Below are 15,170 nucleotides of genomic sequence, written 5' to 3' on the forward strand. Positions count from 1 at the left end.
GATAATGCAGGATATAAACCAGCAGTTAGAGAAGATAGATCTGATCAGAGAGCGGACTAAAGCCAGCTATCGGGAGGCTAAAGAAGCATTGGAAGCAGCAGATGGTGATGTTCTGGAAGCAGTTGTCAGATTAGAAGAGGAGGACTTGAACCATAAAAAAGAGTTTCAGGTAGCCGGTAGTAAATTGATAGAAAAGATAAAGGAACTGATTAAGAAAGGAAATGTAACTAAGATTCTGGTTAAGAAAGATGGAGAGATTATCTTTAGTCTTCCAGTAACTGTTGGAGTAATAGGAACAGCCTTCTATCCACCGCTGGCAGTTTTAGGCTTAGCAGCTACCTTAGTAGGTCAGTATACTCTGGAAGTAGAGTATAACGAACCAACAAGAAAGTAAGTTTCTATTGACAATGGAAGTTGAGTCTGATATATTTATATGTAAAATTAATATTAGCTGTGATGAAGAAGAGGAGTAGCTAAATGTGGCTATTACAGCGAATCAGGGATAGTGGAAGCCTGATGTAGTCAGTTTAGTGAAAGGCGCTTTGGAGCAGACTTCATGAGTGAATTATCTACTTTAAGATGGATAATTAATCAGGGTGGAACCGCGGGAAACCTCGTTCCTGATAGCTGTTGCTATCAGAAATGAGGTTTTTTGATTTTTAATATTATTTCTTAAGGAGGAATAGTTGAGATGAATTTTCAAGATATGATTCATGCCTTGAATGAATTCTGGGCTGAACAGAAATGTATTATCAAGCAGCCTTATGATATTGAAGTAGGAGCAGGAACAATGAATCCGGCTACTACACTGCGTGCTTTAGGGCCTGAAGATTGGAATGTAGCATATGTAGAGCCCTGCCGCCGTCCGGCTGATGGCCGTTATGGTGAAAATCCTAATCGCTTACAGCATTATTATCAATACCAGGTGATTATGAAGCCGTCACCACAAAAGATTCAAGAGATTTATTTGGATAGTTTAGAGGCTTTAGGGATTGATCCGGCCAAGCATGACATCCGCTTTGTAGAGGATAACTGGGAATCGCCTACTCTAGGTGCCTGGGGTTTAGGCTGGGAAGTCTGGTTAGATGGTATGGAGATTACTCAGTTTACTTACTTTCAGCAGGTAGGAGGCTTTGATGTCAAACCGGTCTCTGTTGAGATTACCTATGGGTTAGAACGAATTGCAGTCTATTTACAGGAAGTAGACAGCGTCTTTGATATCGAATGGGTTGATGGTATCAGTTACGGCGATGTACATCATCAAGGCGAAGTAGAACATTCTACTTATAACTTTGAAGTAGCAGATATCGATAAGTTATTAACCTTCTTTGATCTCTATGAAGAAGAGGCCAAGCAGGCTATAGAGGAAGACTTAGTTCTGCCGGCTTATGATTATGTATTGAAGTGTTCACATACCTTTAATTTACTGGATGCCCGGGGAGCAATCAGCGTAACAGAACGAACTAGCTATATTAAGCGGGTTAGAGATCTTGCTAATCTATGTGCTAAGGCCTATCTAGAGCAGCGGGAAAGATTAGGCTATCCGTTAATGAAGGAAGGGAGGAGAGAGAATGAGTAACAATAAACTATTATTAGAGATTGGAACTGAAGAGATTCCGGCTGGGTTTATGGAGCCTACCTTTGAACAGTTAGAGGAACTAGCAGCTGAATTATTTAAACAGTATCGGATTGAGACTGGTTCAGTAGCTACTTATGGTACCCCCCGCCGGTTAACTCTTGTAGTTAATGAAGTCAGCAGCCGTCAGGATGATTTAACCAAGGAGGTTAAGGGTCCTGCTAAGAATATTGCCTTTGATGATGAAGGTAATCCGACAAAAGCCGGAAGTGGATTTGCTAGAGGACAGGGACTTACAGTTGATGAGTTAGAGATTAGGGATACTGATAATGGTGAGTATCTATTTGCTGTTCAGACTGAGGAAGGAAAACCGACAGAAGAGTTACTGCCTGAGATTTTAACAGAATTAATTCATGATTTGGATTTTGCTAAATCCATGCGCTGGGCAGATAAAGATATGCAGTTTGTAAGACCGATTCACTGGATTCTAGCTCTCTATGGGGATGAACCGGTGGAGTTAGAAGTAGCAGATATAGAATCTGATACATATACCAAAGGCCACCGTTTTTTGAGTACAGGCCAAATAGAGATAGATTCTGCCCAGGATTATTTTGATAGATTAAATGAAGAATATGTGATTGTTGACCAGAATAAACGCAGAGAGATGATTATTGACCAGATTACTGAGTTAGGTAAAGAAGCCGGGGGAGAAGTTTTGATTGATGAAGATCTGTTAAAGGAAGTTAATTATTTAGTAGAGTACCCGACAGCTTTGATGGGCAGCTTTGATGAAGAATTTTTGGACCTACCGCGTGAGGTATTAATTACTTCTATGCGTGAACATCAGCGCTATTTCCCTATCGAAGATGATAATGGAGATCTGATGGCACGTTTTATTACTGTCAGAAATGGTTCTGAAGATCATATTGATATCGTAAGAGAAGGAAATGAAAAGGTACTTAGGGCCCGATTAGCTGATGGAATGTTTTTCTATGAAGAAGATCAAAAGGAGGATCTAGAGGATAAAGTCGATGAACTGAAAAATGTTATCTTCCAAGAGGATTTAGGAACTATATATGAGAAGGTAAAACGGTTAGTTGAATTAAGTAAAGTATTTGCTAAAAAGTTAGATTTAAGTGAAAAGGAGGTTAAGGATAGTAAACGGGCAGCTTATTTATCTAAAGCAGATTTGATTACTGAAATGGTTATTGAGTTTCCTAAGCTAGAAGGAGTTATGGGCCGTGAATATGCTAAGTTATCAGGTGAGAATAAAGCTGTAGCAGATGCTATCTTTGAACATTATCTACCGCGCTATGCTACTGATGTTCTGCCTCAGACTAAGACTGGACAGATAGTAAGTATTGCTGATAAAATAGATAATATTGTTGGTTGTTTTGGCGTCGGTTTGATTCCAACCGGTTCTCAAGATCCTTATGCACTGCGGCGGCAGGCCCAAGGAATTGTAAAGATTATTCTAGACTCTGATTTAAAGCTTAATTTAGCCGGGTTAATAGATAATGTTTTGGAACTATTGGTTGAAGCAGAGAAGTTAAAACGCAGTCAGGGTGAGGTCAAGACTGAAGTTCTGGACTTCTTTAAACAGCGCCTAGAACATATATTTGAAGAGAGAGGAGTTAGGTATGATGTTTCTAATGCAGTCTTAGCTACGGATATTACCGACCTCAATGATGCAGTTAAACGGGCTGAAGCTGTAATGGAGTTTAGAAATGAAGAAAAATTTGAAGATTTACTTACTGCGTATAATCGTGCTGGTAATCTGGCAGACAAGGCTACTAGTGAAGATATTAACCCTGATTTATTTACTGATGAATCTGAAGAAAAGCTATATGAAGCATATCAATCTACTCAAGCAGAAGTGGAAGAATTACTAGTAGCTAAGGATTATTCTTCTGCTTTAGATGAATTAGCAACTCTGCAAAAGCCGGTTGATAAGTTCTTTAATTCGGTAATGGTAATGGCCGATGATGAAAAAGTAAAGAATAATCGTTTAGCTCTGTTGAAGAATACTGTTCAGATCTTTACTAAGATAGCTGATCTGTCTGAGATTGTGATTGATTAAGCAATTTAGAATCGGGAGTGATGACTAGCATGTCCAAAGCTTTGGCCTTTATAGTCTCTGATTCTATTGGTGAGACAGCACGTCAGGTAGTAGAAGCAGCAGCAACCCAATTTAATAGCACCACAGCTGTAGAGTTTAAAAGCTTTTCTTATGTTACAGATAATGATGATGTATCAAAAGTAATTGATGAAGCCCGGAATCAAAGAAGTATAATTGCTTTTACGTTGATTAATCCTGACTTAAGAGAGTATTTGAAGACGGAAGCAGTCAAGGCGGATATTGAATATGTAGATATTATGGGACCGATGATGGAAGCTTTAGGGAATGTTCTAGATAAAGATCCTAAATTACAGCCCGGGTTAGTAAGAGAATTAGATGAAGAGTACTTCAAAAAAGTAGATGCTATTGAATTTACTGTTCAGTATGATGATAGAAATGATATTGAGGGAATTAAAGAAGCAGATATAGTCCTAGTTGGTGTCTCTCGAACTTCAAAAACGCCGATGTCTATCTACCTTTCTTACCGCGGATATAAGGTAGCCAATATACCATTGGTTCCTGAAGTAACACCGCCCAAAATTCTGTATAACAATCCTGATCATAAAGTAATTGGTTTGACAATTGATTCGGAGACTCTAAATGAAATTAGACAGGAAAGATTAAAAACATTAGGTTTGAATATGAAGTCTGATTATGCTTCTTTAAGCCGGATTACTGAAGAGTTAAATTATTCTTATAAGGTCTTTAATAGAATCGGCTGTCCGGTAGTTGATGTCAGCAATAAATCAGTAGAAGAATCTTCTAATACTGTATTAAAACTGATTCAAAAGTAATATATTATTAATTGTAATCAGCCCCTGGGTGTGTTGCAGGGGCTTTAATCATGTAACATAATTATTAAAAAAGATAAAAAAACAAGGAAAGTTGCAGGAGAAAGTAGATTTAATCTAGTATAATGTATGTGATAACCATTAAATGTGTTGTGTTTTTTTGGCTGTTTGCTTCAATAGTGCAACATATAAATAATGTAGCATATAAATGGAATAAGGAGGGATTGGGATTAATTTAAGTGATCGCCAAAGAAGAATAATTGAAATTGTAAAAAATAATGAACCAATTACCAGTAAAGAGATAGCCGATAAACTAGATTTAACTCGTAGTGCCCTCCGTTCAGACCTATCTGTATTGACAATGGCTAAGATACTAGAAGCCAAACCACGGGTAGGATACTTTCATCTACAGGATAATTCTTATTTAGCAGAGATCAATAAATTATATACTAAGGAAGTTGCCGAAGTTAAGTCAGTGCCGGTTGTAGTTACAGAGAAGACATCAATTTATAATGCAATTACGACTCTTTTTTTAGAAGATGTAGGTTCTTTGTTTGTAGTTGATGAAGAAGATAAGAATCTAGTTGGAGTTATATCCCGCAAGGATTTATTAAAGATCACTATTGGAGATGCTGATATCAATCAAGTGCCTGTTAGTGTAGCTATGACTAGAATGCCTAATATAATTACTATTCGGGCTGATGATACTGTTCTGCTGGCAGCTAAACGGTTAGTAAATTATGAAATTGATGCTTTGCCAGTCGTTGAGAATTTTATTGATGAGTCTGGAGAACCATTAGAAGATAAGCTGAAGGTGATCGGTAGGGTAAGTAAGACTAATATTACGAGAGTCTTAGCAGATTTAGGATTAGAAATGTAAGGAGGAGAATAAGGCGTTGTTAAATAGAGTAGAGGATGAAGATTTAACTGTCTTTATTGTATCAGATTCTATTGGAGAGACAGCTGAAACAGTAGTTAATGCTGTAATAAGTCAGTTTGGTACTGATCAGATTGAAATTAAAAAGTTTACTAATATAACTAGTATAGCAAAATTATCAGAAGTAGTTAGTAGAGCTAAAGATAGAAAAGTAATTATAGCCTACACTATAGTTTTACCTGAATTATGTGAGCACTTAAAAAAAGCGGCTAAAGCAGCAGAGATTCCGATTGTGGATGTTATAGGACCTGCTATGTTGAAGTTTTCAGAGTTATTGGGACAGAAGCCTAAGCTAGAACCGGGTTTGAATCGCCAACTTGATCAGGAGTATTTTGAACGAATTTCTTGTATTGATTATGCTATTAGATGTGATGATGGTAAAGAATTGAAAAAGTTAGAAGAAGCAGATGTAGTAATCATTGGTGTGTCCAGAACTTCAAAGACACCGCTGAGTATGTATCTAGCTCATCAAGGCTATAAAGCTGCTAATATTCCACTGATGCCGGAAGTAGATGTTCCTCAAGAATTATATGAACTGTCAGCTAAGAAATTAGTAGGTTTGACAATTGATCCTACTGTTTTACAGGAGATAAGACAGGAGAGGCTCAATTCTATGCAGTTTAAAAAGCAGGCTGATTATGCTACTATGGATAGAATCCTTAAAGAATTGGATTTTGCTGAAGAGATTATGAAAAAATTAGGCTGTATGATTATTAATGTAACTAATAAATCTATTGAGGAGACAGCCCATAAGATATTATCTGAGAGGAGTGATTTATAGTGGAAAGAGAATTAGCATTAGAATTTGTACGAGTGACGGAGGCAGCAGCTTTAGCTGCAGCCCCCTGGATGGGAAAAGGCGATAAAGAGGCTGCTGATCAGGCGGCAGTTGATGCCATGCGGGCTACCTTTGATACAGTTAATATTAAAGGAAGAGTAGTCATTGGCGAAGGAGAAAAGGATGAGGCTCCAATGCTGTATATTGGTGAAGAAATCGGTGGTGCTGAATCTCCTGAGTTAGATATAGCTGTTGATCCAGTTGAAGGTACTACTCTGGTAGCTAAAGGGCTGCCTAACTCTTTGGCAGTAGTAGCTGCTGCTAAGAAGGGTAACTTACTTAATGCACCTGATATGTATATGAGGAAGATAGCTGTAGGATCAGAGGCTAAGGGAGCTATCGACTTAAAAGCCAGTCCCACAGAAAACTTAGAAGCTATAGCAGAAGCTAAAGACCAAGAAGTTTCTGATTTAACAGTTATTCTGCTTGACCGTCCTCGCCACGAAGAGATAATCGAAGAGATTAGAGAAGCAGGTGCTAGAATTAAGATGATTACTGACGGTGATGTAGCTGGTGGAATTGCTACTGCTCTACCCCATACCGGCGTAGATATGTTAATTGGAATTGGGGGAGCTCCCGAAGGAGTATTGGCTGCAGCAGCCTTAAAGTGTTTAGGCGGCGAGATGCAGGCGCAATTACATCCTCGTAATGATGAGGAAACTCAAAGAGCTATTGATATGAGTGGAATAGATGATATCAACAAAGTCTTTACTACTGATGATTTAGCAAAAGGTGAAGATGTAATGTTTTCTGTTACCGGTATTACTAATGGAGAATTACTGCGTGGGGTTCAATACAGTGGTCAGAAAGCTGAAACCCAATCTATTGTAATGAGAAGCAAAACAGGAACTGTTAGAACTGTTAAAGCTGAACATAAGATTAAACAGAAGCCATCTTATTTTAGAGATGAGGTTATTAAATTTTAATTAAAAGGAGTTGATGATAAAATGAATTCAGAAAAAAAGTATATTTATTCCTTTGAAGAGGGTTCTTTGGATCTAAAGCCTATTTTAGGAGGTAAAGGTGCCAGTTTAGGTGAAATGACAAGTTTAGATCTGCCTGTCCCCCCCGGAATGACTTTAACTACTGAAGCCTGTAATCTATATTTTGAGAATGATGAAGAATTACCAGAATTTCTAAAAGAAGGTACTAGAGAGTATTTAAAAGATTTAGAAGAGAAGACAGGTAAGAACTTTGGTGATGATAATAATCCTTTATTGCTGTCTGTCCGTTCGGGAGCTACAATTTCTATGCCCGGTATGATGGATACTATTCTAAATTTAGGCTTGAATGATACTTCAGTTCAGGGATTGGCTAAAGAAGTAAATGATGAACGTTTTGCTTATGATTGTTATCGGCGTTTTATTCAAATGTTCGGAGATGTAGTGTTAGGTATTGAAGGCTACAAGTTTGGTCGGACCTTGGATAGTCTAAAAGAAGAAGTAGATGCAGATAGTGATTTAGATCTTACTACTGACGACTTGAAAAAGTTAGTTGCTCAATATAAAGAGATAATCAAGGATGAAGCCGGAATTGAATTTCCCCAAGATCCCATGGAACAGTTGATTAAGTCTGTAGATGCTGTCTTTGGTTCTTGGAATAATAAACGGGCTATTGTTTATCGTGATGCCCATGATATTGCCCATGACTTAGGAACAGCTGTTAATGTTCAAACTATGGTCTTTGGTAATATGGGTAAGGATTCTGGAACAGGAGTTGTCTTCACTCGCAATCCATCCACTGGTGTTAATGAATTATACGGTGAGTATCTATTGAATGCTCAGGGTGAGGATGTAGTAGCCGGAATTAGAACTCCGCAGTCGATTCAGACTCTTAAGGAAGAGCTACCTGAGGTCTTTGACCAATTAGTGGACGTGACTGAAACTTTAGAGGATCACTATAAGAATATGCAAGATATTGAATTTACTATTGAGAACGGCCAATTATATTTACTCCAGACCAGAACCGGAAAACGAACTGCTAAAGCAGCTATCAAGATGGCAGCTGATATGGCCGATGAAGGCTTAATTGATAAAGAGGAAGCTCTGCTCAGAGTAGAGCCGGAGCATGTTGAGAAAGTATTACATAAGCAGATAGATCCGGAAGCTGAACCGGAAGTGATTGCTAAAGGTTTGCCTGCTTCGCCAGGAGCTGCTGCTGGGAAGGTAGTCTTTTCTGCTGATGAGGCTGAAAAGCTAGGTGATAAAGGAGAAAAAGTAATCTTAGTTAGTTTAGAGACAACGCCAGAAGATATCAATGGTGTTATTGCTTCCCAGGGGGTATTGACTACCCGCGGCGGTATGACTAGTCATGCAGCGGTAGTAGCTCGAGGAATGGGTAAGCCCTGTGTCTGTGGCTGTGAAGAGATCAAAATTGATTTTGAGAAGGAAGAATTTTTAGTCGGAAATCGTCGGTTTGAAAAAGGAGATAAGATTACTATTAATGGGGGAACCGGTGAAATCATGGTCGGTAAGGTAGAAATGACTGAACCCCGTCTTAGTGAAGAATGTCGTAAGATACTGAAGTGGGCTAATGAAACTAAAGAATTAGGAATTCGTGCCAATGCTGATAATGGTCCTGATGCTAAAAAGGCTTTTGAGTTTGGAGCAGAAGGAATTGGCCTCTGCAGAACAGAACATATGTTCATGGCGGCTGAGAGAGTACCGTTAGTACAACAGTTAATTTTAAGTGATTCAGAGGCAGAGAAAGAAGAAGCTTTGGCTGAATTAGAGCCGATGCAGCGTAATGACTTTGAAGAGATCTTTACTGAAATGAAAGGAAAACCCGTAACAGTTCGACTCCTGGATCCGCCGCTCCATGAATTTTTACCTGATTTAGTAGAACTGGTAGAAGAGATAGCAAAGTTAGAATCCGCCGCTGAAGATAATAAAGAAGAACTGAATAAGAAGCGAAAATTACTGCGGAAAGTAAAGGACATGAATGAGTCCAATCCTATGTTAGGCATGAGAGGATGCCGGTTGGGGATTATGGTTCCTGAAATTTATGAGATGCAGATTAGAGCAGTCTTTAAAGCTGCTGTTAATGTAGCTGAAGAAGGAATTGATGTTCAGCCTGAAATTATGCTACCGCTGGTTACTCATGTTAATGAATTTAAGATGCTGCGTAGCCGAGTAGATAAAGTAGCAGATGAAGTTTTGGCTGAAGCAGATAGTGAGTTAAGCTATAAAGTAGGTACTATGATCGAACTGCCGCGGGCCTGCATGACAGCTGAGGAGATTGCTGAAGAGGCAGACTTCTTCTCCTTTGGTACCAATGACTTAACTCAGACGACTTTTGGCTTCAGTAGAGATGATGCGGAAAGTAAATTCTTACATCATTATGTAGAAGAAGATATTCTGGAGGATAATCCTTTCATCAGTTTAGATCCTAACGGTGTTGGAAAGTTAGTTAAGATGGCTACTGATGATGGGCGAAAGGCAAATGAGAACCTGAAAGTTGGTATCTGTGGTGAGCACGGCGGTGAGCCGAAATCAATTGGTCTCTGCCAGGAATACGGTCTTGATTATGTTAGCTGTTCACCATATCGTGTACCGGTAGCACGCCTAGCAGCTGTTCAGGCTAAAATTGAAAGTGATAGAGAATAATAGATGGAATTTCAGTTTTCTAAAGGATAAGGCTTAAGCCTTATCCTTTTTTTCATACTTTTTCTTTTTGTTAAAGGAATTATTGGAATTATCCTGTAATAATAATATAATAGTCGAAAGGAGTTGTTAATTAATGTTGATTGCTGGTCTAAACGGTAGTCCAAATAGCGATGGAAATACTGATCTTTTATTGAATAAAGCATTGGATGCTGCTAAAGATTTAGGAGCTGAAACAGAATTAATTCAGGTTTCATCCGGTTTAGAGGAGATAGAAGAGCCTTACTGTACTGCCTGTTCTCAGCCTTGTTCAAAAGCCTGTTATGAAGGAACTAAGTTAGAGGAACAGTATGAATTATTGTCTGAAGCTGACGGAGTGATTATTGGAAGTCCTGTCTATTTTGGGACTGTTAGTGCTCAGTTAAAGGCCTTTTGGGATATGACCCGTGATTTACGCGGCCAGAATAGTCTGTTAAATACTGTCGGAGGAACTATCACAGTTGGAGCAGCTAGATTCGGCGGTCAGGAAACTACTATAAAAGCTGTACATGATTTGATGCTGGTCCAGGGTATGATAGTTATAGGTGATGGAGATAGTGAAACTGATGCCGGACATCAGGGGGCAGCAGGACAGCGGAAAGCAGCTGAAGATGAGAATGCTCAAAAGAGGGCCAAGACTGTAGGAAGAAGAGTAGTGAAGGTAGCAGAAGCAACAGAGAGTCTGCGGTAAATAAGAGAGGTAAGGATAATGATGAAATCTCACCGAAGAAGACTAGAGGAGTTAGAGCATAAGAATTTAGTTCAGGATGCTGCTTTAAGCGGAGAGACTGAAGGTCGAAAGTATGCAGAATCCAAGTGTGAAATAAGGACGGATTTTCAAAGAGATCGGGATCGGATTATTCATTCCAAGGCCTTCAGAAGACTAAAACATAAGACGCAGGTATTTATTGCACCTGAAGGAGATCATTATCGAACGCGGCTGACTCATACTTTAGAGGTGGCTCAGATTGCTCGAACTATTGCTAAGGCTCTTCATTTAAATGAAGATTTAACAGAAGCTATTGCACTGGGCCATGATTTAGGCCATACCCCTTTTGGCCACAGTGGAGAAGAAGCTTTGGCTGAAATGTATTCTAAAGGTTTTAAACATAATCACCAGAGCCTTAGAGTTGTAGATTTACTAGAGGATAAATCAGGAGCTTATCCCGGGTTGAACTTAACTTTAGAAGTTCGGGATGGAATTTTGACCCATACTGGTAACCAGCAGCCAAAGACTTTAGAAGGTGAGATTGTAAGAATTGCTGATCGAATTGCCTATATTAATCATGATATAGATGATGCACTGCGGGCTGAAATAATATCCACTTCTGATCTACCTGAAGGGGCTTTAGAAGTTTTAGGTCGAACCAGTTCACAGCGAATTGATAGAATGGTAAAAGATATTATTAAACACAGCTGGCAGCAGCCAGAGATTAACAGAAGCCAGCAGGTTAAAGAAGCTACTGAGGAATTGAGGCAATTTCTTTACAATAGAGTCTATGTTGGTTCGAAGGCAAAGACAGAAGAAGACAAAGCAAAAGGTTTATTAAAGCAGTTATATACTTACTATAATGATAATCCGGAAGAATTACCACAGGAATTTAAAAATAAGCTTGAAATGTATCCGTTACCAAGAATAGTAGTAGATTATATAGCAGGAATGAGTGATAGGTATGCTCTCAAACGGGGCCGGGAGATATTTCTGCCCCGTCCCTGGCTGGGTTAATGTATAAATTTATAAAAACCGGAAAGGATATTCCTAGACTATCATTAAGTAGTAAATTATTGATTTTTACTTATATAAGTGGGGAAATAATGATGCAGATTTTAGTTGATGGTGATGCCTGTCCGATTAAAGATCTTATTATTGATTTAGCAGTTAAATATAGCTGCCGGGTTACAATTATTAGCAGTATAGCCCACTGGAGTAATAGACTGAATGATAAATCAGTTAAAGAAGTTACTGTAGATAGTAATCCTGAAGCTGCAGATATGAAGATAATTAATCTTGCTTGTAGTGGTGATTTAGTTATAACCCAGGATTATGGATTGGCAGCTTTATTGTTAGAGCAGGAGGTTAAGGTCTTATCACCGCGCGGTAAAGTATTTACTAACCAGAATATTGATTATCTGCTAGCCAAAAGACATCATTCAGCTAAATTACGCCGCAGTGGGCATAAGACTAAAGGACCTAGCCAGTATTCAAAGCAGGATCGAAGGAGGTTTAAGACAGCTTTTATAAAATTAGTTAATTCATGAGGGTGAATTGGAGTGGCATATTTAAATGATGAATTTATTGATAAAGTTAGAGATAACAATGATATTATAGATGTTATTTCTGATTATACTAACTTAGAAAAAGCTGGAAAGAATTATAAAGCATTATGTCCTTTTCATGATGAAAGGACTCCATCATTTATGGTTAATCCTGAAAAGCAGTTATATCACTGTTTTGGATGTGGTGTAGGCGGTAATGTCTTTAACTTTATGATGGATATTGAGAATTTAGACTTTATAGAAGCAGTTGAAATTTTAGCCCAGAGGATAGGACTTTCTTTGCCGGAAAGAAAAGATTCATCTACAGGAGAATCAACAACCAAAAGTGAAATTTATGAAATTCATAACTGGGCAGTTAAATTCTTTAATTATCTATTGACTGAGACTAACCAGGGTAGTGAAGCGTATGAATATCTTCGACAGAGGGGGATTAAAGAAGAGACTATTGATCAGTTTGAATTAGGCTATGCTCCGGATAGCTGGCGGGGGTTATTTGATTTTTTACGTAAGAAGGGGTATTCTGCTGATCGGATTCAGCAGGCCGGTTTAATAATTCCTCAAAAGAAGGGTAAAGGCTATTATGATAGATTTCGCAACCGGATAATCTTTACTATCAATAATTTGCGAGGTCAGGCTATCGGTTTTGGAGGCCGAGTGGTGGATGATTCTCATCCTAAGTATCTTAATTCACCTCAGACTCCTGTTTTTAATAAGAAGAATATTCTGTATGGTCTAGCTCGGGCTAAAAGAGAGATTAAACGGTCAGGGAGTGTAGTTATTGTTGAGGGTTATACTGATGTTATTACAGGACATCAGTTTGGTATTGAAAATATAGTAGCTTCTTTAGGTACTTCTCTGACTAAGAGTCAGGCTAGATTACTGCGCCGCTATGCTGACCGGGTCTATATTGCTTATGATGGAGATGTTGCTGGTGAGAATGCTACTCTACGCGGATTTAATATTTTAAAAAATACTGGTTTAGAAGTTTATGTTGTTAATCTACCGGTTGACCAGGATCCTGATGAAGTAATTCGCAGTCAGGGCAAGGAAGAGTTTGAATTATTGCTTTCTGAGGCAGTTTCGTTAATTGAATTTAAGTTGGAATCTTTATTGACAGATAGGGATTTAACCAAGATTGAACAGAAAGTAGAAGCAGTTGATGATATAATGCCGGTTTTAGCCGGAATTGAAAATGAGATTAAGCAGGCTGAATATATTAAAAAAATAGCCGGTAGATTGGATGTAGAGACTGGAGTTATTAAGTCCAGATTAAAAAAATTCCAGCAGGATGTAAGTGAACAGGATAGAAATTATAGAGATAGGAATAATAAATTTAAGTCCGATTCTAAAGTAGATAGTGAGGCTGAATCTGATACTCAGTTCCAATTCGAAAAGAAGTTATTGGAATTAATGATCAAAGACACTCAGATTCTGAATCTAGTTAAGGCTGAATTAGATTCTGATGAATTTATTACCGATGAGTATCAATCAGCAGCAGAATTGATTTTTGATATAGATAATTCTGATTGGGAAGAATTGATTAATAAGGTGAACAGTGCTGAAATTAGACAGATGATTACTGAAGTTTCTCTCGGCAATTATCAAAAAGAAGAGATAAATGAATATCAATTAGAGGAAGCAAAAGGTTATATAAAAAAAATAAAGGAGTATCAACTGAAGATGAAGAAAGAAAGATTAGATGCTGAAATTGAACAGCATGAGGCAAGCCGGGATTTTGCTAAAGTAAACCAGCTTCTGCGAGAGCGGCAGGAAGTAGTTCAATTGCTGCAGGATCCGGATAGTTTACTTGGGAATAATTTCGATGTTGGAAAGGGGGGATATTAATGACAGATAAGGTCCGCAATATAGTAGAAGAAAAAGTGGAAAAATTGATTGAAAAAGGGAACCAGGAAGGACAAATAACTTATAAAGAGGTAATGGATACTCTTGCTAAAGTTGAATTAACTCCTGAGCAGATTGATGATATATATCAAAGATTTGCTGAGCTTGATATTGAAGTAGTTGATGAAGATGAGGATGAAGTATCGAAAGATACTGAGGAAGATTTGGATCTTAGTGTTCCGGATGGAGTAGGGATTGATGATCCGGTCCGAATGTATTTAAAAGAAATTGGAAAGGTTGATTTATTAACAGCAGAAGAAGAGGTAGAACTAGCCAAAAGAATGGAAGAAGGCGATATGGAAGCTAAGCGAATGTTAGTAGAAGCTAACCTGCGGTTAGTAGTCAGTATTGCTAAAAAGTATGTAGGCCGCGGAATGTTATTTCTGGATTTAATCCAAGAAGGTAATTTAGGGTTAATTAAGGCAGTAGAAAAGTTTGATTATACAAAAGGATATAAATTCAGCACCTATGCAACATGGTGGATTAGACAAGCTATTACCCGTTCTATTGCTGATCAGGCTCGGACAATTCGAATTCCGGTGCATATGGTAGAGACGATTAATAAGGTGATTAGAGTTTCTAGACATCTTCTCCAAGAATTAGGAAGAGAACCGACTCCCGAAGAGATTGCTGAAGAGATGGATTTAAGTGAAGAGAAAGTAAGAGAAGTACTTAAGATTTCTCAAGAACCTGTTTCGTTAGAAACTCCGATTGGAGAAGAAGAAGACAGCCATCTCGGTGACTTTATTGAAGATGATGATGCTCCTGCCCCATCTGTAGCTGCTTCACATATGATGTTGCAGGAACAGCTTGATGAAGTTTTGGATACATTAAGTGACCGCGAAAAAAGAGTCTTAGAACTTAGATTTGGAGTAGAAGACGGTCGGTCTCGTACTTTAGAAGAAGTCGGAAAGGAATTTGGAGTTACTCGAGAACGAATTAGACAGATTGAAGCCAAGGCTTTACGTAAACTGCGCCATCCAAGCCGGAGTAAGAAGTTAAAGGATTATCTAGATTAATTGATTTCAGCTGAAATTGGTAGAATTCATGAATATAGAGTGAAAAAGATGAGATAATACGGGATAATAT

At 38.3% G+C, this 15,170-nt stretch carries 13 protein-coding genes; all 13 read left to right on the forward strand.

Translation table 11 applies throughout. The annotated features are described in order from the left end of the window. Positions 1 to 4 precede the first annotated feature (4 nt). Positions 5 to 394: a DUF4342 domain-containing protein gene (locus acear_RS03615; protein WP_013277667.1), complete on the forward strand. Its 390-nt coding sequence runs from the start codon at positions 5 to 7 to the stop codon at positions 392 to 394. Between the two features lie 297 nt (positions 395 to 691). Continuing rightward, entirely contained in the window at positions 692 to 1,579 is an 888-nt protein-coding gene (gene glyQ, locus acear_RS03620) for a glycine--tRNA ligase subunit alpha (protein ID WP_013277668.1), read from the forward strand. Beyond that, entirely contained in the window at positions 1,572 to 3,656 is a 2,085-nt protein-coding gene (glyS, locus tag acear_RS03625; RefSeq protein WP_013277669.1) for a glycine--tRNA ligase subunit beta, read from the forward strand. Before glyQ ends, glyS begins: the two co-directional genes overlap by 8 nt. A gap of 29 nt (positions 3,657 to 3,685) precedes the next feature. Continuing rightward, a complete protein-coding gene (locus acear_RS03630; protein WP_013277670.1) occupies positions 3,686 to 4,489 on the forward strand; it encodes a pyruvate, water dikinase regulatory protein in 804 nt (267 codons plus the stop codon). Between the two features lie 226 nt (positions 4,490 to 4,715). Continuing rightward, the gene (ccpN, locus tag acear_RS03635; RefSeq protein ID WP_013277671.1) at positions 4,716 to 5,366 is read left to right on the forward strand and encodes a transcriptional regulator CcpN; all 651 of its coding nucleotides are present in this window, start codon (positions 4,716 to 4,718) and stop codon (positions 5,364 to 5,366) included. Between the two features lie 16 nt (positions 5,367 to 5,382). After that, the gene (locus tag acear_RS03640; protein ID WP_013277672.1) at positions 5,383 to 6,204 is read left to right on the forward strand and encodes a pyruvate, water dikinase regulatory protein; all 822 of its coding nucleotides are present in this window, start codon (positions 5,383 to 5,385) and stop codon (positions 6,202 to 6,204) included. Then, a complete protein-coding gene (glpX, locus tag acear_RS03645) occupies positions 6,204 to 7,187 on the forward strand; it encodes a class II fructose-bisphosphatase (protein ID WP_013277673.1) in 984 nt (327 codons plus the stop codon). The genes acear_RS03640 and glpX overlap by 1 nt, the downstream gene beginning before the upstream one ends. 21 nt (positions 7,188 to 7,208) lie before the next feature. Next, positions 7,209 to 9,866 (forward strand): pyruvate, phosphate dikinase, encoded by a 2,658-nt coding sequence (ppdK, locus tag acear_RS03650; protein ID WP_013277674.1) that lies wholly within the window; start codon positions 7,209 to 7,211, stop codon positions 9,864 to 9,866. 133 nt (positions 9,867 to 9,999) lie between these two features. After that, a complete protein-coding gene (locus acear_RS03655) occupies positions 10,000 to 10,593 on the forward strand; it encodes a flavodoxin family protein (RefSeq protein ID WP_013277675.1) in 594 nt (197 codons plus the stop codon). 18 nt (positions 10,594 to 10,611) lie between these two features. Next, positions 10,612 to 11,628 carry a deoxyguanosinetriphosphate triphosphohydrolase gene (locus acear_RS03660; RefSeq protein ID WP_013277676.1) on the forward strand — a complete coding sequence of 339 codons (1,017 nt, stop codon included), beginning with the start codon at positions 10,612 to 10,614 and terminating at the stop codon, positions 11,626 to 11,628. A gap of 92 nt (positions 11,629 to 11,720) precedes the next feature. Further along, positions 11,721 to 12,161: a YaiI/YqxD family protein gene (locus acear_RS03665; protein WP_222831966.1), complete on the forward strand. Its 441-nt coding sequence runs from the start codon at positions 11,721 to 11,723 to the stop codon at positions 12,159 to 12,161. A 12-nt stretch (positions 12,162 to 12,173) separates the two neighbouring features. Beyond that, positions 12,174 to 14,024, forward strand: coding sequence for a DNA primase (gene dnaG, locus acear_RS03670; protein ID WP_013277678.1), 1,851 nt, complete (start codon positions 12,174 to 12,176; stop codon positions 14,022 to 14,024). After that, entirely contained in the window at positions 14,024 to 15,100 is a 1,077-nt protein-coding gene (rpoD, locus tag acear_RS03675; RefSeq protein ID WP_013277679.1) for an RNA polymerase sigma factor RpoD, read from the forward strand. Before dnaG ends, rpoD begins: the two co-directional genes overlap by 1 nt. Positions 15,101 to 15,170: the final 70 nt, after the last annotated feature.

The organism is Acetohalobium arabaticum DSM 5501 (assembly GCF_000144695.1).
Taxonomy (GTDB): domain Bacteria; phylum Bacillota; class Halanaerobiia; order Halobacteroidales; family Acetohalobiaceae; genus Acetohalobium; species Acetohalobium arabaticum.